Here is a 23,533-nt window from a genome sequence, read left to right as displayed (position 1 = left end):
GTGTCGCAAGCCTTGTGCCAACACCGCCGCCTGGCGGGTTACGGTCCTGTCATGGCGGCCAGCCTGCTGAATCCCCGATGAAAAATCGCAAGCGTCCGGAGCCGACTCCAGGCCGCCGGCGCCTCGCGTGCAGGCTTGCGCCACGGCGACAGTGACGCCTGGCGTCCACCGGCCTGCCGCTGCCGGTCAGATCGGCGCCGGAGCATCGCGCCGCCGGCCCGGCCGGAAGTAGGCCGTGTTGTCGTAATAGCCGGGCCTGGCATTGTCCGGCGTGAAGCCGGGGAAGCCCAGCACAGGCACCGGCTGCAAGTCGGCGGGTGAGTCCAGTCGCGGCACCGCCTCGGCCACGGCCTGATCCAGCCAGGCCAGCCGCTCGGCCAATGGCGCCTGGAACAGCTCCGCCGTCACCTCCACCACCATGCCCTTGCCGGTCATGCCGACGAAAGGCGCGAGCGCCTTGTGGAGCAGGCCATGGCCGAAGAGATAGCAGGCCATGCGAGTCTCCACCCGCGCCCGTCGCTCCCAGAACAGTTCCTTCCAGCGAAAGGCATGCATGAGTGCGGTGAGTTCGGGATCGGCGCTCATGACGATCACGCCGCTTTCGTCGAACTGGGTGAGGGCGTGCTCGATGCGCGTGCGCCCGGCTTCCCCCCGTTGCGCCCGCGCCTGCTGCAACTGGTAATGACAGCGGTTCAGGGCCGCCTTGGTCCGCGGAAAGGCCACCCACACGAGGAGGTTGAAGAGATCGTGCCAGTTTTCCCGGCGCGTCTGCAGAAAGCCTTCCCGGGCGATGCGTGGCTCATAGCCCGCCTCCCAACCATCTTCGGCAGGAAGGGGCTCGCAGACCTTGAGCGGCACTCCCAGTCCGCTCACCACGGGGAACGGCGCGTCATCGAGCAGGGCCTGGTACTGGGCATGCCCGGGCCAGCGTCCCGCCGGCCAGTCAAGCCGCGCAAGCACGGGGGCAAGGGAGGCGAACAGCGCACCCTCGAGCAGGGCGGGATTCCATGGCGGTTCCATGGTTGAGAATTCTACCGGCCGTCCCTATAAAGAAATCGGCCTCGCGGCCGATCCTCTTTCCGTTGCCCTGTCCGACCCGGAGGCGCCCATGCAAAGAGAGGCCTTTCTGCCCACCGGCACCAGCAGCCTGCTGGACATCAAGCGCTACGGCCAGAGTATCTGGCTGGACAACCTCTCCCGGACCCTGCTGCGGGAAGGCGGCCTGAAGGCCTACATCGAGCAGGATGGCGTGTCGGGCGTGACCTCCAACCCGGCCATCTTCCAGAAGGCGATCAGCGAAAGTCCCCATTACCGCGACGACATCGCCCGCCTGCGTGCAAAGGATTGCACGCCTGAAGAACGCTTCGAAAGCCTGGCGGTGGCCGACGTGCAGGAAGCCTGTGACCTGCTGCGGCCGGTGTGGGAAGCCAGCGGCGGCGACGATGGCTACGTGAGCCTGGAGGTTTCACCCAGCCTCGCCTATGACGAGGTGGGCACCGTGGCGGCCGCGGAGCGCCTGCACGCCCGGGTCGCCCGCCGCAACGTGCTGATCAAAGTGCCCGCCACGCCCCAGGGCGTGCTCGCCTTCGAAACCCTCACCGCCCGGGGCGTGAGCGTCAACGTCACCCTCATCTTCTCCCTGCTGCAGCACATGGAAGTGATGCGCGCCTATCTGCGCGGGATCGAGCGCTGGATCGCCTCCGGTGGCGACCCCCGCCGGGTGAAATCCGTGGCCAGCATCTTCCTGTCCCGCGTGGACACCCTGGTGGACAAGCGACTCGAGGCCATCGGCACCGAGGAGGCATTGCGGCTGCGGGGCAAAAGCGCGGTGGCGATGGCCAAGGTGGCCTACAGCCGCTACCGGGAAGTCTTCCACGGCGCGGAGTTCGCACCGCTGCGGGCCGCCGGCGCCCGGCCCCAGTATCCCCTGTGGGCGAGCACCGGCACCAAGAATCCGGCCTACAGCGACGTGCTCTACGTGGAACCGCTGATCGGGCCGGAAACCATCAACACCCTGCCGGACGCCACCCTGGCCGCCTTCCGCGACCACGGCCGCGCCGCCCCCACGCTGGAGCAGAACGCCGAGCAGGCGCTGAACGATTATCTGACCCTGGAACGCCTGGGCATCAACATGCGCGACGTGGGCGAGGAACTGCAGGTGCAGGGCGTCAAGCTGTTCCAGGACGCCTTCGACCAGCTTCTCGCCGCCCTGCGGTAGGGACGGGCGCCCCGGCGCCCGTCCCGCTCAGGAAAGCGGAGCCGCTTATCCGGTTTCGACAGCCGGTTGCATTGAGAAGGCGCAATTCTTACCGCATCGTAACCTGGTCCTTCAGACCCGGGCCCGCAGGAAGTGGTAGAAACCGGGCATCAGGCTGACGGCCACGATGCCCAGGATCACCACGGTGAGATGGTCCTTGATGAAGGGAATGTTGCCAAAGAAGTAGCCGGCGAACACCAGGGAATTGATCCACAGCAGCGCCCCGGCGGCGCTGAAGGCCACGAAGCGCCGATAGGCCATGCGGCCGATGCCGGCCACGAAGGGGGCGAAGGTGCGCAGGATGGGGAAGAAACGCGCCAGGAGCACCGTCTTCCCCCCATGACGGCGGTAGAAGTCCTCGGTTTTTTCCAGGTGGGCGCGGTTTAGCCAGCGTGCTTCGCCGCGGAACACCCGCGGCCCCAGATAGCGGCCGATCCAGTAATTGGTGTTGTCCCCCAGGAAGGCGGCCGCCATGAGCACCGCGGAGAGGGTCACCACATCGATGCCGTTAGCGGCGGCCAGGGCGCCGGCCACGAACAGCAGGGAATCGCCGGGCAGAAACGGCGTCACCACCAGGCCCGTCTCACAGAAAATGATCAGAAACAGCACCAGGTAAAACCAGTTGCCGTAGTTCTCCAGCAGCCATACCAGATGCTGGTCCAGATGCAGCACGATGTCGGTGAACTGGGCGAGGAGTTCCAAGGCAATCCGTTCCGGCCGGCGCGCGCTGACGGCCTGCTCAGGGCAGCAGCTCGGCCTCCGCCTTTTTCTCGGGCTTGATGAAGGCTTCCCGGGAAATGCCCAGCCACATGACGATGGGACTGGCCACCAGGACGGACGAATAGGTGCCCACCACGATGCCGATGGTGAGGGCCAGGGCAAAGTAGAACAGGATCTCGCCACCCAGGAACAGCATGGCGAACACCATGATCTGAGTGGTGACGTGGGTCATGATGGTGCGCGACAGCGTCGCCGTGATGGCATTGTCGATGATCTGCGCCGGTGTCCCCTTGCGCAGCTTGCGGAAGTTCTCACGGATGCGGTCGAACACCACCACCGTGTCATTGACCGAGTAACCCAGGATGGCCAGCACGGCCGCCAGCACGGTGAGGGAGAACTCCCACTGGAAGGCGGCGAACAGGCCGACGATGATCACCACGTCGTGGAAGGTGGCAGCAATGGCCGCTACCGCGAACTGCCACTCGAAGCGCACCCACAGATAGATCACGATGCCGATGGAGACCAGCAGCAGCGCGAGCGACCCATCGTAGAGCAGTTCCTGCCCCACCTGCGGGCCCACGAACTCCACACGCTGCAGCGTGGCGTCCGGGCTCTGGCTGCGCAGCACCTGCATCACCGCCTCGGACAGTTGCGCGCTGGTAAGCCCCGGCTTCACCGGCAGGCGCACCAGCACGTCGCGGGACGTGCCGAAATTCTGCACGCTGGCTTCCGCATAGCCATTGGCCGCCAGATGCTGCCGGATCTTCTGGATGTCGGCGGGCGCGCCATAACGCACTTCGATCACCGTGCCGCCGGTGAAATCCACCCCCAGATTGAGGCCCTTCCAGACCAGGAAGACCACGGCCAGGAGGAAGGTCGCCAGCGACACCAAGGACGTCACCCTGGCGTACTTCATGAAGGGGATGTCGCGCTTGATTCTGAAGAATTCCATGATGGATACCCGCTGCTGACCTCAGCCGATGGAAAGTTTCCGGATGCGCTTCATGCGGCCGTAGGTGAGATTGACCACCGCGCGCGACACGGTCACCGCACTGAACATGGAGGTGAGGATGCCCAGACAGAGGGTGACCGCGAAGCCGCGCACCGGACCGGATCCCAGCCAGAACAGGAAGAAACCGGCGATCAGGGTGGTGATGTTGGAGTCCAGGATGGTGTCCCAGGCCCGGTCGTAACCCGCGTGGATGGCCGCCTGGGGACTGTTGCCGTTGCGCAGTTCCTCGCGGATGCGCTCGAAGATGAGCACGTTGGCATCGATGGCCATGCCCACCGTGAGGGCGATACCGGCGATGCCCGGAAGGGTGAGCGTGGCCTGCAGCATGGAGAGCAGCGCCACCAGCAGCATGAGGTTGACCGCCAGGGCAAAACTGGCGATCAGCCCGAACACGCGGTAATAGACCACCATGAACAGCACGATGCCGAGAAAGCCCACCAGGGTGGAATAGAAACCGCGCCGGATGTTGTCAGCCCCCAGACTGGGACCCACGGTGCGCTCCTCGATGATTTCCATGGGCGCCGCCAGCGCACCGGCGCGCAGCAGCAGCGCGATGTCGTTGGCCTCCTCGGTGCTGCGCATGCCCGTGATCTGCACCCGCCCCCCGGGGATCTCGGTCTGGATCACCGGCGCCGTGACCACCTCCGCCTGCCCCTTCTCGATCAGCAGGATGGCCATGCGCTTGCCCACGTTTTCACGCGTGAGCTGCTGGAAAATGCGCGCGCCCCGGCTGTCCAGGGTCATGTGCACCGCGGGCCGCCCGTGCTCGTCGAAGCCGGCGCTGGCATCCGTGATGTACTCGCCGGTGAGGACCACATTGCGGCGCACCAGCACCGGCTGGCCATTGCGCTCGCGCATGAGCTCGGCCCCGAGGGGCACTTGCCCGGCGAGCGCCGCGGCGATTTCGGTCTCGGTGAAGTCCGCCATGCGCAGCTCAAGGGTGGCCGTGCGCCCCAGGATCTGCTTGGCGCGGGCGGTGTCCTGCACGCCCGGCAGCTGCACCACGATGCGGTCCACGCCCTGCTGCTGGATGATGGGCTCGGCCACGCCCAGCTCGTTGACACGATTACGCAGGGTGGTGAGATTCTGCTTGAGGTCCATTTCCTGGCGGCGCTTGAGAGCCTCCGGTTTCAGCGTCGCCACCAGATAGGATTCGGCGCCCCGGTCCTCCTCGCGCAGCGCCAGATCGTCCAGTTTGGCAGCGATGAGGTCCCTGGCCTTGGTACGGCTCGCCGCGTCCGCGAATTTCACCTCCACCGCCTGGCCGCGGCGCGCCACCGCCAGATACTGCACGCGGTTTTCCCGCATCAGTGCCCGCACGTCAGAGGCATAGCGGTCGATCACCCGGTCGATGGCGGTCTTCATGTCCATCTGCAGCAGGAAGTGGACACCGCCCCGCAGATCCAGGCCGAGATACATGGGCAGGGCATGGATGGCGGTGAGCCAGGCGGGCGACCGGGACAGGAGGTTGAGGGCCACCACGTAGTCACTGCCCAGTTGTTCTTCCAGCACGGTCTTGGCACGCAACTGGGTGTCCGTGTCGGCGAAGCGCACCCGCACCGTATGGTTGTCGAGCTGGGCGAGGTCATAGGGCACCTGGGCGCCTTTCAGCACGCTTTCCACCCGTGCCAAGGTCGCCCCGTCCACGCGCAGCGTGGGTTTGCCGGCGGAAATCTGCACCGCCGGCGACTCACCGTAGAAATTGGGCAGGGAATAGATCAAGCCCACCACCAGGGCGATGGCGACGACGACATACTTCCAGAGGGGATAGCGGTTCATGGCACGGCGGGCCGATTCGTTCCGGGGCGGTCAGGCGGCGCTCTTCAGCGTGCCCTTGGGCAGCACCGCCTGGATGGTGGGTTTCTGCACCTGCACCACCACGCCGTCGGCGATCTCCAGCGAGACGTATTGGTCTCCCACCTTGGTGACCTTGCCCAGCAGGCCGCCGGCGGTCACCACCTCGTCGCCCTTCTGCAGGGCATCCAGCATCTTTTTCTGTTCCTTGGCCCGCTTCATCTGTGGCCGGATCAGCATGAACCAGAACAGCACGAAGATGATGATGAAGGGCAGCAGGCTCATGACCGGGTCCGGCTGCTGGGCAGCGGGCGCGGCATAGGCAGGAGAGATGATCACGACGGCCTCCGAAAAACTTTATTGGAATCACCGTGTTGCGCGACACGGCGGGTTTGCGGGAGCGGGCATTCTAGCACGAAGGCCCGCCCGCGGCGCCCGTGCGCGCGGCACGAAAGGCGGCGATGTAGTCAGCGAGACGCCCCGCCTCGATGGCGGCGCGCAGCTCACCCATCAGGGTCTGGTAGAAATGCAGGTTGTGATGGGTGTTGAGGATGGCCCCCAGGATCTCGTTGGTCTTGTCCAGGTGATGCAGGTAGGCCCGGCTGAAATGCCGGCAGGTGTAACAGCCGCAGGTCTCGTCCAGGGGGCGCGTGTCGGTGCGATGCACGCTGTTGCGGATCTTGATGTCGCCATGGCGGGTGAACAGCATGCCGTTGCGCGCATTGCGCGTGGGCATGACGCAGTCGAACATGTCCACACCGGCGGCCACCGCCTCCACGATGTCCTCCGGCGTGCCCACGCCCATGAGGTAACGCGGCCGGTCCGCGGGCAGGCGCGGCGCCGTGAAGCCCAGGATGCGGCGCATGTCCTCCTTGGGCTCGCCCACGGACAGCCCGCCGATGGCATAGCCGTCGAAACCGATCCCGAGCAGGCCCGCGAGTGAGGCCTCGCGCAGGTCCTCGTACATGCCACCCTGCACGATGCCGAACAGGGCATTGGGATTGCCCTCGTGGGCGCGCCTGGAACGCTCCGCCCAGCGCAGGGAAAGCTGCATGGAGGCCGCGGCCGTCGCGTGATCGGCGGGATAGGGCGTGCACTCGTCGAAGATCATGACGATGTCCGAGTCGAGCACGCGCTGGATGCGCATGGATTCCTCGGGCGACAGGAAACAGGAATCGCCGTTCACCGGCGAGCGGAAATGGACCCCCTCCTCGCTGATCCTGCGCAGGGCGTTGAGGCTGAATACCTGGAAGCCGCCGGAATCCGTGAGAATGGGACCGTCCCAGCCCATGAATCCGTGGAGCCCGCCGTGGGCGGCGATCACCTCCAGCCCGGGCCGCAGCCAGAGGTGGAAGGTATTGCCCAGCACGATCTGGGCGCCCACCTCGCGCAGGGCATCGGGCCGCATGGCCTTGACCGTGCCATAGGTGCCCACCGGCATGAAGGCAGGGGTCTCCACCACCCCGTGGGCGAGGGTGAGGCGGCCGCGCCGGGCGGCGCCGTCGGTGGCGAGCAGCTCGAACTTCATTGGGGCATCCGCTCGATGAGCGTGGCGTCGCCATAGCTGAAGAAGCGGTAGCGGCTCTCCACGGCGTGGGCATAGGCACGCTTCATGAGTGCCGTGCCGCCGAAGGCGCACACCAGCATGAACAGCGTGGAACGCGGCAGGTGGAAATTGGTGAGCAGGCGCTCCACCACGCGGAAACGGTAGCCCGGCAGAATGAACAGGTTGGTCTCGCCAAAGCCTGCGGTCAGGGTCCCACTCGCCGCGGCCGCCTCCAGGGCGCGCAGGGAGGTGGTGCCCACGGCAAGCACCCGGCCGCCCGTGGCGCGTGCCTGCCCGATGGCCGCCACGGTCTCTTCCGGCACGTGATACCACTCACTGTGCATCCGGTGTTCCCGCACGTCGTCCACCCGCACCGGCTGGAAAGTGCCGGCCCCCACGTGCAGGGTCACACGGGCGAGCACGACCCCCTGCTGCTGCAGCGCCGCCAGCATCTCCTGGTCGAAATGCAGGCCCGCCGTGGGGGCCGCCACCGAACCCGGACGCGTGGCGTACACCGTCTGGTAACGCGCCTCGTCCAGGGCCTGGGGCGCGCGCCCGATATAGGGCGGCAGCGGCACGCTGCCGTGGACTTCCAGCCACTCGAGCAGCGGCCGATCCGCCTGCAGATGGACACGGTAGAGATCGCCCTCGCGCTCCTCCACCAGCAGGCCCGAGTCGTCGCCCACCCGCAGGAAACTGCCGGGCCTGGGGGCATGGCTCGCGCGCACCAGGGCCAGGGCATGATGGCTGTCCAGCACCCTTTCGATCAGCACCTCCACCTTGCCGCCGGTTTCCTTGGTGGCGAACACGCGCGCCTTGATCACCCGTGTGTCGTTGAGCACCACCACGTCGCCGCCCCGCAGAAACCCGGGCAAATCCGCAAACATGCGGTCGGCCAGCACGCCGCTTGCGCCATCCACGTGGAGCAGGCGGCTTTCCCGGCGGCGCTCGGCGGGAAACTGGGCAATGAGCTCCGGCGGCAGGAAGAAATCGAATTCGGCAATGTGCATGGAAAAACGCGCAGGGGCCGGGCGTGGGGAGCCGGGGATTATACAGGAGCCGCCCGCGCGGCTTGCCGGCCCGGGGCTTTCTCCGGATAATCCGCGCTTTTCCGCCGAAACGCTGCAATCGGCGATCGCCAAATCGCCGGACGCAGCGGACTCACCACCGGCCGCGGCCCGGCCGGTGGCGGCGCAGACCCATGTTTGGGCGCAAGCCCCAACGTGAGTCGGAGCCCAAATCCGCCGCACGTTGGAGCAACAAAAGCCGGGATGGCGGAATCGGTAGACGCAGCGGACTCAAAATCCGCCGGTAGCGATACCATGAGGGTTCGAGTCCCTCTCCCGGCACCAGACGAAAAAGGCGACCCGTGGTCGCCTTTTCCTGTGCCGGCCACGGCCCGTCAGGCCATCTGCACCGGAATCCTGTCGCGCCGGTCCACGATCCGGTTGTGCTCGTCCACGTACACCAGCTGGGGCGCGTATTTCTGCAGCTCCAGCTCGGTGTACTGGGCATAGGCGGCGATGATCACGATGTCGCCGGGCCTGGCCTTGTGTGCCGCGGCACCGTTCACCGAGATGATGCCGGAGTCGCGCTCGGCGCGGATGGCATAGGTGGTGAAGCGTTCGCCGTTGGTGACGTTGTAGATCTCGATCTGCTGGTACTCGCGGATGTCGGCCGCTTCCAGGAGCGCTTCGTCGATGGCGCAGGAACCCTCGTAGTGCAGTTCCGAATGCGTCACGCGCACCCGGTGCAGCTTCGATTTCAGCATGGTCCGTTGCATGGTCGGCCCCCGTGTCGCAGATATCGAAAAGGACGCGGATTATACCGCTCCGGCGGGGGTGCCGGAAGCCGCCACCTCGACGTTGTCGATGAGACGGGTCTCGCCCAGCCAGGCCGCGCCCAGCACCACCAGTTCCTGCGGGTTTCCCTCTGGAATCGCCAGCGTCGCCGCATCCCGCACCGAAATGTAATCCACCCGCCAGCCATTGGACTCCAGTTCCCGGCGCGCGTTCGCTTCCAGCGCGGCATAGTCCCGTTCGCCCCGGCCGAGGGCGGCGGCCACCGCCGTGAGACTCCGGTACAGGCGCGGCGCCTCGGCCCGCTGGGCGGGTGTCAGATAGGCATTGCGCGAGGACAGGGCCAGACCGTCCGCGGCGCGCACCGTCTCCCCCGCCAGGATCTGGATGGGGAAATTGAGTTCGCGCACCATGCTGCGGATGATGAAGAGCTGCTGGTAATCCTTCTTGCCGAACACCGCCACGCTGGGCTGCACGATGTTGAACAGCTTGGCCACCACGGTGGCCACCCCCCGGAAATGTCCGGGTCGGAAGGCCCCACACAGCTCGTCGGCCACCGGCGGCGGCAGGATTTCCGTCTGCTGGGGCGTGGGATACATCTCGGTCACCGTGGGCGCGAACACCACGTCGCACCCCACGGTTTCCAGCTTGGCACAATCCTCGGCCAGGGTGCGCGGGTACTTGTGGAAGTCCTCGTTGGGACCAAACTGGAGGGGATTGACGAAAATGCTCACCACCACCGTATCGCCATGGGCCCGTGCCAGGCGCACCAGGGCCAGATGCCCCTCGTGCAGGTTGCCCATGGTGGGCACGAAGGCCACCCGGCCGGCCTGCGTGAGGCGCTCGTCCAGGGCGTGGATGGTGGCGATCACTTCCATGTTCAGTCGAAGCCGTGTTCCGGCCCGGGGAAGCTGCCGTCCTTGACGGCGCGCACGTAGGCCGCCACCGCGGCCTCGATGCTACCGGCACCGTCGAGGAAATTGCGGGCGAAGCGCGGCACCCTGCCGCCGTAGATGCCCAGCATGTCGTAGAGCACCAGCACCTGGCCGTGGCAGTCGGGGCCGGCGCCAATGCCGATGGTGGGCGCGGCCACCGTGGCGCTGATCCGGCGGGTCAGCGCGCGCGTGGTCATTTCCAGCACCATCAGGCCCACCCCGGCCGCATCCAGGATGCGGGCGTCTTCCAGCAGGCGCGCGGCCTCGCTTTCCTCCCGTCCCTGCACCCGGTAGCCGCCCACCTGGTGCACGGACTGGGGCAAAAGCCCCAGATGCCCGCACACGGGAATGCCCCGCTCCACCAGGAAGCGGACGGTTTCCTCCATGACCCGCCCCCCTTCCAGCTTGACCATGTGGGCACCGGCCCGCATCAGACGGGCGGCGCTGGCGAAGGCCTCCCGTGGCGAGCCCTGGTAACTGCCGAAGGGCAGATCGGCGACGATGAAGGCACGGCTCGAACCCTGGGCCACGCAGCGGGTGTGGTATTCCATTTCCTCGAGGCTCACCGCCAGCGTGCTCTCCCGGCCCTGCAGCACCATGCCCAGGGAGTCGCCCACCAGCAGGACGTCCACCCCCGCCGCCTCCAAAAGGCGCGCAAAGCTCGCGTCGTAGCAGGTGAGGCTGGCGATGCGCTCGCCGGCGCGCGCCATTTTCTGCAGGGCGGTGAGGGTGAGGCGGGCCATGCTCACTCGCCCCGGTTGAGGAATTCCCGGCCACGCACCTGGGGCAGGCGCGCCAGCAGGAGATCCAGGTCGGCGGGCTGGTTGACGAAATCGATGTGGGCGCTGTTGACGATCATCAGGGGCGACGCCTGGTAGTGATAGAAATACTGCGCGTAGGCTTCGGACAGGCGGACGAGATAGTCACGGTCGATGGCCCGCTCGTAGTCGATGCCCCGGCTGCGCACCCGCTCCAAAAGCACGTCCACCGGGGCCTGCAGATAGATTACCAGATCGGGGCTGGGCCGCTGCGGCTCGAGGGTCGCGTAGATCTGCTGATAGAGGCGGAACTCGTCGTCGCCCAGGGTGAGCCGGGCAAACAGGGGATCTTTGTCCAGCACGAAGTCCGCCACCACCGGACGAGCGAACAGATCGCGCTGCGCCAGCGCCCGCACCTGTTCCACCCGCTGGAACAGGAAAAAAAGCTGGGTCGCCAGGGCGAACCGCGCCGGTTCCTGGTAGTAGCGCGGCAAGAAGGGATTGGCCTCGGCCCCTTCCAGAACCAGGGTGGCATCCAGGCGCTCCGCCAGGCGCCGGGCGAGACTGGTCTTGCCGGCGCCGATGGGGCCTTCCACAACGATGTAGCCGCGTTCCAGCAGTCCGGCGCCCATGGTCACGCCGCGAGGCGTTCCACCCCCTGGTCCTGGCAGCGCTCGAGGAAGCCCGCTGCCGGGCCCCGGCCGGGAATCACGCAGTCCGGCGCGATCTCCACCAGCGGTGCCAGCACGAACGCCCGCTCGTGCATGCGGGGATGGGGCAGGGTGAGCCCCTGCTCGTGGTGGATCAGATCGCCGTAGAGCAAAAGATCCAGATCCAGGATGCGCGGCGCGTTGCGGAACTGGCGCTCGCGGCCGAAGGCGTGCTCCAGCCCGAGCAGGGCATCGAGCAGCGCCCGGGGCGCGAGGGCCGTTTCCACCCACGCCACGGCATTGATGAAATCCGGCTGATCGCGATAGCCCACGGGGGCAGTGCGGTAGAGGGAGGAACGGGCGATGAGGCGCGTGGCCGGCAGCTCTGTGAGGCACGCCAGGGCCCGCGTCACCTGGGCGGCGGGATCGGCGAGGTTGCTGCCCAGGGCGATGAAAGCCTGGGCCGGCGCCGGCAGGGCAGCGGAGGCCACCGGGCAGGGTCGGCTTGCACTCATGCCGGTCCGTCCTCGCTGGGGCCGGCCTGGGGCGCGCCTTGCGTGGCGGCCTGGCCGCCGGCCTTGCGCCGGCGCCGGCGCCGGCGGCTGCGCGCCGCCCCCTCGCCCTTCACCAGCATGCGCGCCCGCTCCTCGGGCGAGGCCTGCTGGAAGGCTTCCCACCACTGGCCCACGGCCGCATCCACCTCGCCGCTGGCGCAGCGCAGCTGCAGGAAGTCATAGGCGGCCCGGAAGCGGGGCTGCTCCAGCAGCCGGAACGGCCGCTGGCCGGAACGCTGCAAAAAACGCGGCTGCATGCTCCAGATCTCGCGCATGACCGCGGTGTAGCGGCGCGGAATGGCCAGGGTCTCCACCTGTCGCTCGATGACTTCCTCGATGGCCTCCTGCAGGGCGGCCATGGGAGGCTGCCCTTCCGCCTCGCGTTTCTGCCACTGGCTCAGCACTTCGTGCCACAGCAGGGTGGCGAACAGGAAGGCGGGCGAGACGGGCTTGTCCGCCGCGATGCGCTCGTCCGTGTTCTGCAGGGCGAGGGTGACGAAACGTTCGCCCAGGGGCTGTTCCAGCACCACGTCGAGCAGGGGCAGCACCCCGTGGTGCAGACCCTCCTCGCGCAGCCGTTTGGCACTTTCCAGAGCGTGACCGGAAAGGAAGAGCTTGAGCATCTCGTCGAAGATGCGCGCCTTGGGCACGTCCTGCAGCAGGTGGGCCAGCGTCCGGATGGGCCTGCGCGTGGCCGGGTCGAGCCGGAAACCCAGCTTGGCGGCCAGCCGCACCGCCCGCAGCATGCGCACCGGATCCTCGCGGTAACGGGTTTCCGGGTCGCCGATGATGCGCAGCACGCCGCGCCGCAGGTCCGCCACGCCATTCTGGTAATCCCAGATCTCCGCCCGGCTGGGATCGTAGTAGAGGGCATTGACGGTGAAGTCGCGCCGGGCGGCATCGTCGGCCTGGGTGCCGAACACATTGTCGCGCAGCAGCCGGCCGTTCTCGCTCACCACGCGCTCCATTTCCGTGGCCTCCTCGTCCTCGTACTCGCTGCGTTCCTCGGGAGGCGGCGCGGCCTGGCCGCGGAAGGTGGTGACTTCCACCGTCTCCCGTCCGCACATCACGTGCACGATGCGGAAGCGGCGGCCGATGATGCGGGAGCGCCGAAACAGCCGGCGCACCTCCTCCGGTCGGGCGTCCGTGGCCACGTCGAAATCCTTGGGCGTCTTGCCCATCAGCAGGTCGCGCACGGCACCCCCCACCACGAAGGCCTGATGGCCCGCGCGCTGCAGGGTCTCGCACACGCCCAGCGCACAGGGACTGATGCGGTCGGGCGTGATGCCGTGCTTCTTCAGGGGAAGGATGACGGGTTCACCCGCCCGGCGCGGGCGGAGGAGTCGCCGGATGAGTTTCTGGATCATAGGAAAGGCCGGAATTGTCGCCGAGGCCACCCCAAAGGGCAAGGGCGCCTAGGTCGCGCCGGCCTGGCGCAGATAGTCCTCCACCCGCCCCGGCCGGCCGAACAGCCAGCCCTGGGCGTAATCGACGCCCATGCGCAATAGCGCCTGGCGCACCGCCTCGTCCTCCACGTGCTCGGCGATGGAGCGAGCGCCGAAGCTGGCGGCAAGCTCATGGATGTGGGCGACGATGCGCTGATCGTGGGGATCGGCGAGGAGGTTGCCCACGAAGCTGCCGTCGATCTTGACGTAGTCGGGACGCAGCCGCCGCAGGTAACTGTAGGTGGAGTAGCCCACGCCGAAATCGTCCAGGGCGATCCTCACCCCGGCCGCACGCAGCTCACCCAGCAGGTCGAGAAAGCCGTCCTCCAGCGGGATGGTCTGGCGTTCCGTGAGCTCGATGGTGAGCGGGCGGCCGGCCGCGGCCGGCGATTGCAGCAGGGCGCGGAAGTCCGCAAGGAATTCCGGCGCCTGGAAGGAATTGAGGCTGATGTTGAGGAACAGATGCACCTGCGCCGGCACGCTGGCCAGGACCCGCTCGATCACGAACAGGTCCATTTCCCGGATCAGCCCCAGATCCTCGGCGATGAGGACGAATTCGTCGGCAGGGACATAGCTGTCACCGCGCTTGAGCCGGGTCAGCACCTCGTAGGCCATCACCTCCCCCGTGCGCAGCGCGTGGATGGGTTGCAGGAAGGGCGCGATCATGCCGGACTCCAGGGCGCGCCGCAGCTCGAAGCCCTGGGAAAAGATTTCCATGATGGCCTCCCCCATGTCCCGGGACAGCACGTCCACCCGGTTGCGCCCGCTCTTCTTGGCGTGGTAGAGGGCCACGTCCGCGGCGCGCACCAGTTCCTGGGCAGTGGTGCCGAAGGTGGGTGCCACGGCCACGCCGATGGAAGTCTGGATGCGCAGCTGCCCCACCGGGAGGGGAATGACCAGGCGTCCCAGGGCCTCATGCAGCAGGCGCGCCCGCTGTCCCGCCGCCTCCTCGGCCAGGCCCGGCCAGATCAGGGCGAATTCGTCTCCCGCCAGGCGCGCCACCACCCCACCCTGGGCGTGCTCGCCCAGGATTTGCGCCAGGCGCCGCAACACCTCGTCCCCCACGGGGTGGCCGTAGGTGTCGTTGATGAACTTGAAACCATCCACGTCGATGATGGCCAGCGCCACCGGGCGGCCCCGCGCCACGTTCCGCTGCAGCAGATTGACCAGCACCTCGTCGAAATGGCGCCGGTTGTGAACACCGGTGAGGGGATCTGTGATGGATAGCTTGAAGAGCGCCTGCTCGTGCTCCCGTTGCAGGGCCAGGAGGCGCCGCTGTTCCGTCACGTCCTCCAGGGTGGCCACCAACCCGGTGCAGTGTCCGTCGGCGTCGTGCCGCAGGCTGGCGTTCATGTGCAGCCACAGGGACCGGCCGTCGCGCGCGGCGAGCTCCAGTTCCAGTTCGCCCGCAGGCAGGGATTCCAGCCGCCCGAACACGAACAGGGCCTGCTGCTGGGGCTGGCGCAGGAAGCTCGAAAAAAATCGTCCCAGGCATTCGTCCAGGCCATAACCCGTGAGCTTCTCCCAGGCCGGATTGAGGAAACGGATGCGGCCATGCTCGTCCAGCTCCAACAGCACCTCGCGCATGGAGTTGACCAGGGTGCGCAGCCTGAGCTCGTTCTCGGCGAGGCGCGTGCGCGTCTGCTCCAGCTCGCGGATCTGCTTCTGCATCATGCGCGCGCTGGTGACCAGAGCCAGGCCCACCTGTTTCACCTCTTCGGAAGCGCTGTGCTCGGGCAGCACGGTGCTGTCCAGCAGACCCTGGCTCACGTTCATGGCCATTTCCGTGAGCGGCTTGAGGGGGGCGACGAAGAAACGGATGATGAGCTGGGTGGCGATGAGATCGAGGGCGAGCACGATGAGCAGAAACCCCAGCACATCCTCCACCGCCGCCTCCACCTTGCGGTTCAGGGGCGCGTTGGCCGGCACCAGGGTGAGCACCGCCCCCTCGATCTGGCGGCTGATGCCCATGGCGGTCGCGACCGGTTCAAACCACGCGGCCAGAACATGGAGGGCCTCGTCCGGAAGCTCGCGCCGGTAGAACAGGCGTCCCTGGGCGTCGCGCAGGGTCACCCGGGCCACGGTGGGATCGGCCGTCAGCCGCTCCAGCTGCTGCACGAGGCCCGGAGTGTCCCCTGCGGCGAGCAGGGCCTGCGCCCCCGGCGCCGCGAGGTTGAGCAGGCGGTGGACGGCCAGACGCCGCGCATCCACCGCCGCGCTCACTTCCATGGCCAGCCAGTAGGCGGCAAACGCCCCCACGGCCAGCAGCTGGATCAGGGCGATGGCCAGCACCAGGCGCATGTGCAGGGTGCGCGGCGGGCGCAATTTCACGACCGCCCTCCCGTGGGCAGGAACAGCCGCCCCCCCGCGGCCTCCACCGCCTGCAGGGAGCAGCCGTAGAGGCGCTCCATGTTTTCCCGGTCGAGCACCGTTTGCGTCTCCCCCTGGATCACACGGCCATCGCCGTATACCAGCAGCACCCGGTCGCAGTAGCGGGACACCCAGTACACGTCGTGCAGCACCATGACCAGCAGTCTGCCCGCTTGGCGCGCCTGCTCCGTCAGGCGCTCCAGCACGGCGAGCTGGGCCGCCAGGTCCAGGTGCTGGAGCGGCTCGTCGAGCAGCAAGGCCCGCGCCCCCTGGACCAGCACCATGGCCAGGCGCACCCGCTGGCGCTCGCCCCCGGACAGGGTGGCCATGCTGCGGTGGGCCAGGTGGCCGGCCCCCACCTCGGCGAGCGCCCTGTGGGCATGCCGCAGCTCATGCGGGTCCGCAAAGGCGCCCCCGTGGGGATAGCGTCCCAGGCAAACCCAGTCCAGGGCGGTGCCGAAGAAACCGTCCGTCCCGTCCTGCAGCAGCACGGCGCGCTCCCGTGCCAGGCGCCGGCGCGGCAGGGCGGCAAGCGGCTCGCCCTGCCACCACACGCCACCCCCGTCAGGCGCGCGCAGCCCCGCCAGGGTGTGGAGCAGCGTGGTTTTGCCCGCCCCGTTTCCGCCCAGTATCCCCCACACCTCGCCTGGAAGGAAACGGGCCGTGAGGCCGGAACACAGGCGCCGGCCGGGCACTTCCAGGACGAGATCGCGCACTTCCAGCATCACCGCGACGCCAGCAGCCAGAGAAGCAGGGGCACGCCGATGAGCGCTGTGAACACCCCCACCGGCAATTGCTGGGGGGCGGCCAGGGTGCGCGCGGCGAGATCCGCCAGAGTGAGGAAGCTGCCCCCCGCCAGCGCCGCGGCCGGCAGCAGCCAGCGATGCCCCGCCAGTCCGGCCAGCCGCAGGGCATGGGGCACGATCAGGCCCACGAACCCCACGGGGCCGGCCTGGGTCACCACCACCGCAGTGGCGAGGGAAGCCGTGACGAAGATCACAAGCTGCAGGGGCCGCACCGCCACCCCCAGGGCGCGCGCCTGTAGCTCGCCCGCGGCGAGCACATCCAGCGCCCGCGCCTGACCGAGCGCAACGCCCAGCACCAGGGCCAGGGCCAGCCACAGTCCGCCGGGGGCGGTGGCATACCCCAGATCCCCCATGAGCCAGAACAGCATGCCACGGCTGTCGGCAGCGGGTGCGAGGGCAAGCAGCAGGCTCACCCCGGCACCGAAGCCGGCGGAGAGCACCACGCCCGTGAGCAACAGCCGGAAGGGATTCAAGCCCACGCCCCCACTCAGGAGGAACACCGTGCCGATGGCCGCCAGGGCCCCGGCGAAGGCCGCTCCCTGCACCCCCGGCAGGGCGGCTCCCAGCAGCACCGCCCCCAGGGCGCCCAGGGCGGCACCCCCGGAAATGCCGAGGATGTAGGGTTCGGCCAGGGGATTGCGCACCAGCACCTGCAGCAGCAGACCGGCCAGGGAAAGCAGGGCACCGCAGGCGAAGGCCGCCGCCACGCGCGGCAGGCGCAGGTCCCACAGGATGCGCGCCGCCACCCCGTCATCCGGCTGCCACAGGGCGGCCAGCGTCTGGGCCGGCGACAGGCTGACACTGCCTGCAAACAGCCCCGCCAGGCCGGCAAGGGGGGCAAGCAGGGCCAGAAACATCAGGATTCGCAGCCGGCGGGTCCGGGCAGACTCGGGGGCCACGCGCGCCACCCTCAACGCAGGCTGATGATGGGCCAACCCCGTGCCCGGGCGGTGCGGGCCAGCTCATCGTCCGGGTCCACCGCCACCGGATGGCTGACCCGTTCCAGCAGGAACAGGTCGTTGTGGCTGTCGCTGTAGAAATAGCTGTATTCGGCCTCGTCGAGCCGGCTGCCGCGCTCGGCGAGCCAGGCTTCGAGGCGGGCGACCTTGCCTTCGCGGAAGCTGGGCGTGCCCACCACGCGGCCCGTGAATTCGCCACCGACTTCTTCCGGCTCGGTGGCGATGAGGTGTGCCACGCCGAAGGCATCGGCAATGGGACGGGTGACGAAGCGGTTGGTGGCAGTGATGATCACGCAGGTATCCCCCGCGTCACGGTGGCGCCGCACCAGGGCGCGCGCCTGGTCGGTGATCATGGGCAGGATGCGCGTGGCCATGAATTCCCTGTGCCAGGCATCCAGCTGCCGCCGGGGATGACGCGACAGGGGCTTGAGCTGGAAATCGAGAAAGGCGTGGATGTCCAGGGTGCCGGCCTTGTACTGTTCGTAGAACTCGAGGTTCTTCGCTTCGTACACCTCCCTGTCCAGCACGCCCTTGCTGATCAGGAACTGGGCCCATTCGAAGTCGCTGTCGCCGGAAAGCAGGGTGTTGTCGAGATCGAACAGGGCCAGACGCAGGCTCATACGGCAGGGGTGAGGCGATGGGTCGCACCAGGGGGCCGGCCAGTATAGCGTAAAATGGTGATTTGACGAGGCGCGCCATGAACATTCCGGACCAACTCCTGCCCTCCGCCTGGTACTGGATCGGCCACCTGCTGGCTGCGGCGCTGCTGCTTCTCGCCCTCGCACGCGCGCCCCTGGCGGGACTCAGGGCGTCCTGGCGGCTCAACCTGTGGCTGGGGGCGATCGTGGTGCTCATGGTGCTGTGGAGCATCAAGACCGGCGTCAAGCCCGGACTCAGCTTCCACGTCCTGGGCGCCACCGCCCTCACCCTCATGTTCGGCTGGCCCCTCGCCCTGCTGGCACTGGCGCTGGTGGTGCTGGGCACCACGCTCGCGGGGGAGGCCCCCGCCTGGCAGGCCCTCTCCCTCAATTTCCTGGTGATGGGGGCAGTGCCGGTGGGCATGAGCCAGGCCATTTATCACCTGGTGGACCGGCACCTTCCCAACCACTTCATGATCTATGTGTTCCTGTGCGGCTTCTTCGGCGCCGCCCTGTCCATGGCCGCCACCGGCCTGGCGGCAACGGCGGTAATGGCCGTGTCCGGCACCTACACCCTCGACTATCTCTTCAGCCACTACCTGCCCTATTTCGTCCTCATGGGCTGGTCGGAGGCCATTCTCACCGGCATGGCGGTCACCCTGATGGCGGTATACCGCCCGGACTGGGTCGCCACCTTCGACGACCGGCGCTACCTGCACAATCGCTGAAGCTCAGTGGCGGCTTGAGCCGGGGGGCGTGAGCACCGCCGTGGCGAAGAGCTGCTCGGCATCCACGGCGTCGAACACATAGCGCTGGTTGCAGAACTCGCAGGTCACTTCCACCCGCCCCTGCTCGGCCACGATGGCGCGCACCTCCTCCGGCCCCAGCAGGCGCAGCATGTCGGCCACACGGGCGCGGGAGCAGGAACAGGCGAAGTGGGTGGGCTCGGCGTCGAACAGGCGCACGTCTTCCTCGTGGAACAGCCGGTGCAGGATGTCCCGGAAGGGCAGGCGCAGAAGCTCCGCCTGGCTCAGGGTGGCGGCAAGCCGGGTGAGGCGGTTCCAGGCATCCGCGTCCTGGCTTGCCCGTCCCGGCAGCTTCTGCAGCAGGAGTCCCGCGGCCACCCGATGGTCGGCAGCCAGGATCAGCCGGGTGTCAAGCTGCTCCGAGCGGGCCATGTAGTGTTCCAGTGCCTCGGCCACACTGCCACCCTCGACGGCAACGATGCCCTGGTAGGTGGCGCCCCCGTCCCGGGGGTCCAGGGTGATGGCGAAGCGCCCCGGGCCCACCAGCTTGGCGAAATCCCCGGTGGGCGTACCCTCCCACTTGGCCGTGGCCCGCAGGGCCAGTCCCGCGCTGCATTCCACCACCGCCAGGCGCAGCGGGCCGCTCCCCTGGATCTGCATCACCACCGCGCCGCGAAACTTGAGGGTGGCCGCCAGCAGGGCGCAGGCCGCCATCATCTCGCCCAGCAGGTGGGCCACGGCAGGTGGATAGTCATGGCGGGCGAGCACCGCGCGCCAGGTGGCGTCGAGACGCACCAGCTCGCCACGCACGGCGGCCGCCTCGAACAGAAAGCGCTGCAGGGTGTCGGAATCGGTCATCGCGCAAGCCCTCGCAATGGCCGAACTCTAGCACACCCGGCCCCCTGGGCCGGCGGGCGGACGTGCCCGGCCGGACTCAGGCCAGCGCAAGGCTCATGAGCACGATGGAGAGCAATCCGAAGTTGAACAGGTTGAGCAGCATGGCTCGTCTTTCTGAGGTGTCCGGGAATTATCGGCCCCGTGCGGCCCAAAACCAGTGAAACCTTTGTCATGCCGGTGCGGCCGCCGGCAGCGGCGCGGCCCGCAGCCGGGGCAGACGGGCGGGGGCCCAGTGTTCCAGCGCCCAGCGCCACAGTTCCCGGACATCGGCCCGGGCCAGCTCGGGCGGTGGTGTCTGCCCAAGGAAAGCCAGGGCGGCCATGAGGGCAGGCAGCGGACGCGCCGGATCCAGCGGCGCCGCCAGGGTCTGCTTGGAAAGCTTTTCACCCAGGGCATTCACCACCACGGGCAGATGCAGGTAACGGGGAGTGGGCAGGCCCAGCAGGCGCTGCAGGTGTATTTGGCGCGGCGTGGAATCCAGGAGATCCGCGCCCCGCACCACGTCGGTAATGCCCTGTTCGGCATCGTCCACCACCACCGCCAGCTGGTAGGCGAAGGGACCGTCCGCACGCAGCAAAATGAAATCCCCCGCCTCGCGCGCCAGATCCACCATCATGGGCCCCTGCAGCCGGTCCTCGAAGGCGATGCGGGCGCCCTCGGTACGGACCCGGAAGGCCCGGGCCGTCTTGCCCGGGGGAAGTCCGCCGCGGCAGGTGCCGGGATAGACGCTGGCCCCCGGCAGGCCGACGATGGAATCGGCGATTTCGCGCCGGGTGCAGCCGCAGGCATAGACCACACCCAGGCGTTGCAGGGTCTCGAAGGCCGCAACGTAGGCGTCCGTGCGCGCGCTCTGGAAGACCACCGGGCCGTCCCACCGGAAACCATAGGCCTCCAGGGTGCGGAGGATGGTGTCGGCCGCCCCGGGCACCACCCGGGGGGGATCCAGGTCGTCGATGCGCACGCACCATTCGCCCCCCTGGGTCCGGGCATCGAGGTAGCTGCCCACGGCGGTCACCAGGGAGCCAAAGTGCAGCGGCCCGGAGGGCGAAGGTGCAAAGCGGCCGCGGTAGCGGGGCGGCGCCGGAAGATCGCAATGGTCAGGCATGGCAGCAAACCGGGATTATCGCATCCGCCGGGCAGCCGCCGGGTAGAATGGAGGCCCCGTTCACAGGAATCCCCCATGCTGGAAAAACCCGCCCAGACTTGCGTGCCCATCCACGAGTTGCTCGCCCGGCGCTGGAGCCCGCGCGCCTTCGACCCCGCCCGGCCGGTCTCGGCGCAGGCGGTCGCAGCGGTGCTGGAAGCCGCGCGCTGGGCGCCCTCCTGCTTCGGCGATCAACCCTGGCGCTTCCTGGTGTGGAACCGGAGCGACGATCCCCAGGGCTGGCAGGCCGCCTTCGACTGCCTGGCCGAAGGCAACCAGGCGTGGGTCAAGGACGTGCCGGTGCTCATTGCGGCCCTGGCCCTGCCCCACTTCCGCCACAATGCCCGGCCCAACCGCTGGGCCGCCTACGATACCGGCGCCGCCGCCATGAGCCTGTGTCTGCAGGCGGTGGCCCTGGGCCTGGCGGCCCACCAGATGGGGGGCTTTGACGCGGAGCGGCTGAAAGCGACGTTCGGCGTCCCCGCCGAGGTGACCCCCATGGCCATGATCGCGCTGGGCTACCAGGACGCGCCCGAACGGCTCGAGGGCGAGTTGCGGGAGCGGGAAACCGCGCCCCGCAGCCGGCTGCCCCTGGAGGAGATCGCCTTCCGTGGCCGCTGGGGCCAGCCCTTCAGCGGACCGTGATGTCGGCGGACTTTACAGGAGCGGCCCGCGCGCAGGCTGGAACGCTTTTAACATCAGTCAGTTAGACGCGTGGCCCTGATTTTGCTACGGCGCTGGGCATGGAACAGCAAGCCCTCCCGCCGCCCGCACCCGCCGGCGCCTGGCTTTTCCGGCTGGTGTGTCGGATTCTCGGTCACCGCTGGCGTTTTCTCCACGCCCATCCCGAGGCAGGCAAGGTCTATCGCTGCCAGCGCTGCGGGACCGAATCCCGCTTCATACGCTAAGCCCCTGATTTTCCCCATAGGCTTTCCCACCGGGGACGATCCTGAACGCCCCGGGCAGGTTGGCACGGCCATTGCTAATTCCTGGGCAGACCCTGTGAAACCTGCTTCAGGAGCGCACATCATGATCAAATGGCTCGCCAACCGCCTGTTTCGCAACCGCAGCCAGGCCAACCCGGATACGGTGATCATCAAGGTCAAGATCAACGACCATTACACGTTCTACTATCCCTTTACCGCGCGGGCGGGCATGAAGGTGCGCGAGATGAACGCCGAGGAATTCCAGCAGTACCTGGCGACGCGCTGATTCACAACAATGACAAGGTGCCCCCGGGCACCCCGGCAGGACGTGACGCACCGGACGCAGCCGGTGCGTTTTTGTTTGCGCCTTACTTGTGGGACGACAGGCCCGCGACGCCCAGCTTGTCGAGATCCTCGACGCTGAGCAGGCCCGGCAGATTGTCTTCCCGGTCTTCGCGCACCTTGTCCTCGTCGATCATCACGCCGCGGGCACGCTGGGCGCGCATTTCCCGGTATTTGCTCGAATTGGCGATGAGCCATTCCATGTTGGTGCGGGAGTCGGCGTTGGCGAGGGCCTCCTCCTTGCTGATGCGGCCCGCCACGTAGAGCTCGAGCAGGGACTCCTCGAAGGTCTGGGCGCCTTCCACCAGACTCTGCTCGATGGCTTCCTTGATCTTGTCGATCTCCCGGCGCTGGATGAGCTCGGCGATGTGCAGGTTGTTGATCAGGATCTCCACCGCCGCCACCCGCCTGCCATCCACGCCCTTCACCAGACGCTGCGAGATCACGGCCTTCAGGCTCATGGCCAGATCCAGCAGCAGGCCCTCCTGGGCTTCCGCAGGAAACAGGCTGATGATGCGGTTCAGGGCATGGTAGGCGTTGTTGGCATGGAGGGTCGCCAGGCACAGGTGGCCCGTCTGGGTATAGATCAGGGCCTGGCGCATGGTCTCCTGGTCGCGGATCTCGCCGATGAGCAGCACATCCGGCGCCTCGCGCAGGGCATTGACCAGGGCGCTGGCATAGGACGCGGTATCGATGCCCACTTCCCGCTGGTTGACGATGGAACGTTTGTGCCGGTGAATGAACTCGATGGGGTCCTCGATGGCGAGGATATGGCTGGTGGAGTGGGCATTGCGGTGGTCGATCATGGCCGCCAGCGTGGTGGACTTGCCGGAACCGGTGGCCCCCACCACCAGAATGAGTCCACGCTTGTGCATTACCAGATCCTTGAGCACGGGCGGCAGCCCCAGGCTGTCCACCGAGGGCACCTGGTCCGTGATGTAGCGGATGACCATGGCCACCGAGCCCCGCTGGCGGAACACGTTGACGCGAAAGCGCCCGCAGTTGGGCACCGACACGCCGAAATTCATCTCCCACGTGGATTCGAAGGCCCGGATTTGCTCCTCACTCATCAGCGCATAGGCGATGCGCTTGACCAGGGCGGCATCGAAGATCTGCTGGTTGACCGGGCGGATCTCGCCTTCGATCTTGATGTAAACGGGCGCCCCGGCGGAAAAGAACAGGTCGGAGGCGCGCCGTTCCGCCATCAGGCGGAAGAACTGGGTGAGATCCATGGC

24 protein-coding genes and 1 tRNA gene are annotated in these 23,533 nt (G+C 67.8%); 5 read left to right on the top strand and 20 right to left on the bottom strand.

What is annotated here, in order from left to right; all coding sequences use genetic code 11:
- Positions 1–186: 186 nt before the first annotated feature.
- Positions 187–1,020 carry a DUF3025 domain-containing protein gene (locus tag ACZ42P_RS12640; RefSeq protein WP_464897892.1) on the bottom strand — a complete coding sequence of 278 codons (834 nt, stop codon included), beginning with the start codon at positions 1,018–1,020 and terminating at the stop codon, positions 187–189.
- On the opposite strand from ACZ42P_RS12640, the gene tal reads away from it, so the two are divergent.
- Positions 1,019–2,218, top strand: a complete 1,200-nt coding sequence (gene tal / locus ACZ42P_RS12635) for a transaldolase (RefSeq protein WP_464897891.1) — start codon at positions 1,019–1,021, stop codon at positions 2,216–2,218. The two genes, ACZ42P_RS12640 and tal, sit on opposite strands and share 2 nt — an antisense overlap.
- A 111-nt stretch (positions 2,219–2,329) precedes the next feature.
- Here the strand turns inward: tal and ACZ42P_RS12630 are convergent, their stop codons facing one another.
- The 6 genes from ACZ42P_RS12630 to queA form a co-directional block, all read right to left on the bottom strand.
- Positions 2,330–2,959 (bottom strand): DedA family protein, encoded by a 630-nt coding sequence (locus ACZ42P_RS12630; RefSeq protein ID WP_464897890.1) that lies wholly within the window; start codon positions 2,957–2,959, stop codon positions 2,330–2,332.
- A gap of 37 nt (positions 2,960–2,996) precedes the next feature.
- Complete coding sequence (gene secF, locus ACZ42P_RS12625; protein ID WP_464897889.1) at positions 2,997–3,929, bottom strand: protein translocase subunit SecF; 933 nt, start codon at positions 3,927–3,929, stop codon at positions 2,997–2,999.
- A gap of 21 nt (positions 3,930–3,950) precedes the next feature.
- On the bottom strand, positions 3,951–5,768 hold the full coding sequence (secD, locus tag ACZ42P_RS12620; RefSeq protein ID WP_464897888.1) for a protein translocase subunit SecD: 1,818 nt from the start codon (positions 5,766–5,768) through the stop codon (positions 3,951–3,953).
- 30 nt (positions 5,769–5,798) lie between these two features.
- Positions 5,799–6,122, bottom strand: a complete 324-nt coding sequence (yajC, locus tag ACZ42P_RS12615) for a preprotein translocase subunit YajC (protein WP_464897887.1) — start codon at positions 6,120–6,122, stop codon at positions 5,799–5,801.
- A gap of 70 nt (positions 6,123–6,192) precedes the next feature.
- On the bottom strand, positions 6,193–7,311 hold the full coding sequence (tgt, locus tag ACZ42P_RS12610) for a tRNA guanosine(34) transglycosylase Tgt (protein WP_464897886.1): 1,119 nt from the start codon (positions 7,309–7,311) through the stop codon (positions 6,193–6,195).
- Positions 7,308–8,339 carry a tRNA preQ1(34) S-adenosylmethionine ribosyltransferase-isomerase QueA gene (gene queA / locus ACZ42P_RS12605; protein WP_464897885.1) on the bottom strand — a complete coding sequence of 344 codons (1,032 nt, stop codon included), beginning with the start codon at positions 8,337–8,339 and terminating at the stop codon, positions 7,308–7,310. Before queA ends, tgt begins: the two co-directional genes overlap by 4 nt.
- Before the next feature lie 255 nt (positions 8,340–8,594).
- On the opposite strand from queA, the gene ACZ42P_RS12600 reads away from it, so the two are divergent.
- A tRNA-Leu gene (locus ACZ42P_RS12600) sits at positions 8,595–8,681 on the top strand.
- Between the two features lie 50 nt (positions 8,682–8,731).
- On the opposite strand, the gene panD is transcribed toward ACZ42P_RS12600, so the two are convergent.
- The 10 genes from panD to ACZ42P_RS12550 are packed head-to-tail and all read right to left on the bottom strand — an operon-like array spanning position 8,732 to position 18,219.
- Positions 8,732–9,112 (bottom strand): aspartate 1-decarboxylase, encoded by a 381-nt coding sequence (panD, locus tag ACZ42P_RS12595; RefSeq protein ID WP_464897884.1) that lies wholly within the window; start codon positions 9,110–9,112, stop codon positions 8,732–8,734.
- 39 nt (positions 9,113–9,151) lie between these two features.
- On the bottom strand, positions 9,152–10,006 hold the full coding sequence (gene panC, locus ACZ42P_RS12590; protein WP_464897883.1) for a pantoate--beta-alanine ligase: 855 nt from the start codon (positions 10,004–10,006) through the stop codon (positions 9,152–9,154).
- A 2-nt stretch (positions 10,007–10,008) separates the two neighbouring features.
- Positions 10,009–10,806, bottom strand: coding sequence for a 3-methyl-2-oxobutanoate hydroxymethyltransferase (panB, locus tag ACZ42P_RS12585; protein WP_464897882.1), 798 nt, complete (start codon positions 10,804–10,806; stop codon positions 10,009–10,011).
- A 2-nt stretch (positions 10,807–10,808) separates the two neighbouring features.
- The gene (locus ACZ42P_RS12580) at positions 10,809–11,453 is read right to left on the bottom strand and encodes a deoxynucleoside kinase (protein ID WP_464897881.1); all 645 of its coding nucleotides are present in this window, start codon (positions 11,451–11,453) and stop codon (positions 10,809–10,811) included.
- 2 nt (positions 11,454–11,455) lie between these two features.
- Positions 11,456–11,986 (bottom strand): 2-amino-4-hydroxy-6-hydroxymethyldihydropteridine diphosphokinase, encoded by a 531-nt coding sequence (gene folK / locus ACZ42P_RS12575; protein ID WP_464897880.1) that lies wholly within the window; start codon positions 11,984–11,986, stop codon positions 11,456–11,458.
- Complete coding sequence (pcnB, locus tag ACZ42P_RS12570) at positions 11,983–13,392, bottom strand: polynucleotide adenylyltransferase PcnB (protein WP_464897879.1); 1,410 nt, start codon at positions 13,390–13,392, stop codon at positions 11,983–11,985. Before pcnB ends, folK begins: the two co-directional genes overlap by 4 nt.
- A gap of 48 nt (positions 13,393–13,440) precedes the next feature.
- Positions 13,441–15,801, bottom strand: coding sequence for a putative bifunctional diguanylate cyclase/phosphodiesterase (locus ACZ42P_RS12565; protein WP_464897878.1), 2,361 nt, complete (start codon positions 15,799–15,801; stop codon positions 13,441–13,443).
- Positions 15,798–16,565, bottom strand: a complete 768-nt coding sequence (locus tag ACZ42P_RS12560) for an ABC transporter ATP-binding protein (protein WP_464897877.1) — start codon at positions 16,563–16,565, stop codon at positions 15,798–15,800. Before ACZ42P_RS12560 ends, ACZ42P_RS12565 begins: the two co-directional genes overlap by 4 nt.
- On the bottom strand, positions 16,565–17,503 hold the full coding sequence (locus ACZ42P_RS12555) for a FecCD family ABC transporter permease (RefSeq protein ID WP_464897876.1): 939 nt from the start codon (positions 17,501–17,503) through the stop codon (positions 16,565–16,567). The genes ACZ42P_RS12560 and ACZ42P_RS12555 overlap by 1 nt, the downstream gene beginning before the upstream one ends.
- Before the next feature lie 53 nt (positions 17,504–17,556).
- Positions 17,557–18,219, bottom strand: coding sequence for a histidinol-phosphatase (locus tag ACZ42P_RS12550; protein WP_464899410.1), 663 nt, complete (start codon positions 18,217–18,219; stop codon positions 17,557–17,559).
- An 83-nt stretch (positions 18,220–18,302) separates the two neighbouring features.
- On the opposite strand from ACZ42P_RS12550, the gene ACZ42P_RS12545 reads away from it, so the two are divergent.
- Entirely contained in the window at positions 18,303–18,971 is a 669-nt protein-coding gene (locus tag ACZ42P_RS12545; RefSeq protein WP_464897875.1) for an energy-coupling factor ABC transporter permease, read from the top strand.
- 3 nt (positions 18,972–18,974) lie between these two features.
- On the opposite strand, the gene hslO is transcribed toward ACZ42P_RS12545, so the two are convergent.
- Together hslO and gluQRS are read right to left on the bottom strand one after the other, a co-directional pair.
- On the bottom strand, positions 18,975–19,847 hold the full coding sequence (gene hslO / locus ACZ42P_RS12540; protein WP_464897874.1) for an Hsp33 family molecular chaperone HslO: 873 nt from the start codon (positions 19,845–19,847) through the stop codon (positions 18,975–18,977).
- 208 nt (positions 19,848–20,055) lie between these two features.
- Positions 20,056–20,991 carry a tRNA glutamyl-Q(34) synthetase GluQRS gene (gene gluQRS, locus ACZ42P_RS12535; RefSeq protein ID WP_464897873.1) on the bottom strand — a complete coding sequence of 312 codons (936 nt, stop codon included), beginning with the start codon at positions 20,989–20,991 and terminating at the stop codon, positions 20,056–20,058.
- A 75-nt stretch (positions 20,992–21,066) separates the two neighbouring features.
- On the opposite strand from gluQRS, the gene ACZ42P_RS12530 reads away from it, so the two are divergent.
- Positions 21,067–21,675, top strand: coding sequence for a nitroreductase family protein (locus tag ACZ42P_RS12530; protein WP_464897872.1), 609 nt, complete (start codon positions 21,067–21,069; stop codon positions 21,673–21,675).
- Between the two features lie 384 nt (positions 21,676–22,059).
- Positions 22,060–22,242 (top strand): hypothetical protein, encoded by a 183-nt coding sequence (locus ACZ42P_RS12525; protein ID WP_464897871.1) that lies wholly within the window; start codon positions 22,060–22,062, stop codon positions 22,240–22,242.
- A gap of 82 nt (positions 22,243–22,324) precedes the next feature.
- On the opposite strand, the gene ACZ42P_RS12520 is transcribed toward ACZ42P_RS12525, so the two are convergent.
- Positions 22,325–23,530, bottom strand: coding sequence for a PilT/PilU family type 4a pilus ATPase (locus ACZ42P_RS12520; protein WP_464897870.1), 1,206 nt, complete (start codon positions 23,528–23,530; stop codon positions 22,325–22,327).
- Between the last annotated feature and the right edge of the window lie 3 nt (positions 23,531–23,533).

It is taken from the genome of Thiobacter subterraneus (assembly GCF_055379455.1).
This window is presented reverse-complemented; position numbering and strand designations above follow the sequence as displayed.

Excerpts from the sequence above, each read along its gene's own strand:
- tgt (WP_464897886.1), bottom strand. The coding sequence starts at position 7,311 with ATGAAGTTCGAGCTGCTCGCCACCGACGGCGCCGCCCGGCGCGGCCGC.
- queA (WP_464897885.1), bottom strand. The coding sequence starts at position 8,339 with ATGCACATTGCCGAATTCGATTTCTTCCTGCCGCCGGAGCTCATTGCC.
- pcnB (WP_464897879.1), bottom strand. The coding sequence starts at position 13,392 with ATGATCCAGAAACTCATCCGGCGACTCCTCCGCCCGCGCCGGGCGGGT.
- ACZ42P_RS12545 (WP_464897875.1), top strand. The coding sequence starts at position 18,303 with ATGAACATTCCGGACCAACTCCTGCCCTCCGCCTGGTACTGGATCGGC.
- panB (WP_464897882.1), bottom strand. The coding sequence starts at position 10,806 with ATGGCCCGCCTCACCCTCACCGCCCTGCAGAAAATGGCGCGCGCCGGC.
- ACZ42P_RS12560 (WP_464897877.1), bottom strand. The coding sequence starts at position 16,565 with ATGCTGGAAGTGCGCGATCTCGTCCTGGAAGTGCCCGGCCGGCGCCTG.
- folK (WP_464897880.1), bottom strand. The coding sequence starts at position 11,986 with ATGAGTGCAAGCCGACCCTGCCCGGTGGCCTCCGCTGCCCTGCCGGCG.
- ACZ42P_RS12520 (WP_464897870.1), bottom strand. The coding sequence starts at position 23,530 with ATGGATCTCACCCAGTTCTTCCGCCTGATGGCGGAACGGCGCGCCTCC.
- secF (WP_464897889.1), bottom strand. The coding sequence starts at position 3,929 with ATGGAATTCTTCAGAATCAAGCGCGACATCCCCTTCATGAAGTACGCC.
- ACZ42P_RS12640 (WP_464897892.1), bottom strand. The coding sequence starts at position 1,020 with ATGGAACCGCCATGGAATCCCGCCCTGCTCGAGGGTGCGCTGTTCGCC.
- hslO (WP_464897874.1), bottom strand. The coding sequence starts at position 19,847 with ATGACCGATTCCGACACCCTGCAGCGCTTTCTGTTCGAGGCGGCCGCC.
- gluQRS (WP_464897873.1), bottom strand. The coding sequence starts at position 20,991 with ATGCCTGACCATTGCGATCTTCCGGCGCCGCCCCGCTACCGCGGCCGC.
- secD (WP_464897888.1), bottom strand. The coding sequence starts at position 5,768 with ATGAACCGCTATCCCCTCTGGAAGTATGTCGTCGTCGCCATCGCCCTG.
- ACZ42P_RS12530 (WP_464897872.1), top strand. The coding sequence starts at position 21,067 with ATGCTGGAAAAACCCGCCCAGACTTGCGTGCCCATCCACGAGTTGCTC.
- panD (WP_464897884.1), bottom strand. The coding sequence starts at position 9,112 with ATGCAACGGACCATGCTGAAATCGAAGCTGCACCGGGTGCGCGTGACG.
- tal (WP_464897891.1), top strand. The coding sequence starts at position 1,019 with ATGGTTGAGAATTCTACCGGCCGTCCCTATAAAGAAATCGGCCTCGCG.
- ACZ42P_RS12580 (WP_464897881.1), bottom strand. The coding sequence starts at position 11,453 with ATGGGCGCCGGACTGCTGGAACGCGGCTACATCGTTGTGGAAGGCCCC.
- ACZ42P_RS12555 (WP_464897876.1), bottom strand. The coding sequence starts at position 17,503 with ATGTTTCTGGCCCTGCTTGCCCCCCTTGCCGGCCTGGCGGGGCTGTTT.
- panC (WP_464897883.1), bottom strand. The coding sequence starts at position 10,006 with ATGGAAGTGATCGCCACCATCCACGCCCTGGACGAGCGCCTCACGCAG.
- ACZ42P_RS12525 (WP_464897871.1), top strand. The coding sequence starts at position 22,060 with ATGATCAAATGGCTCGCCAACCGCCTGTTTCGCAACCGCAGCCAGGCC.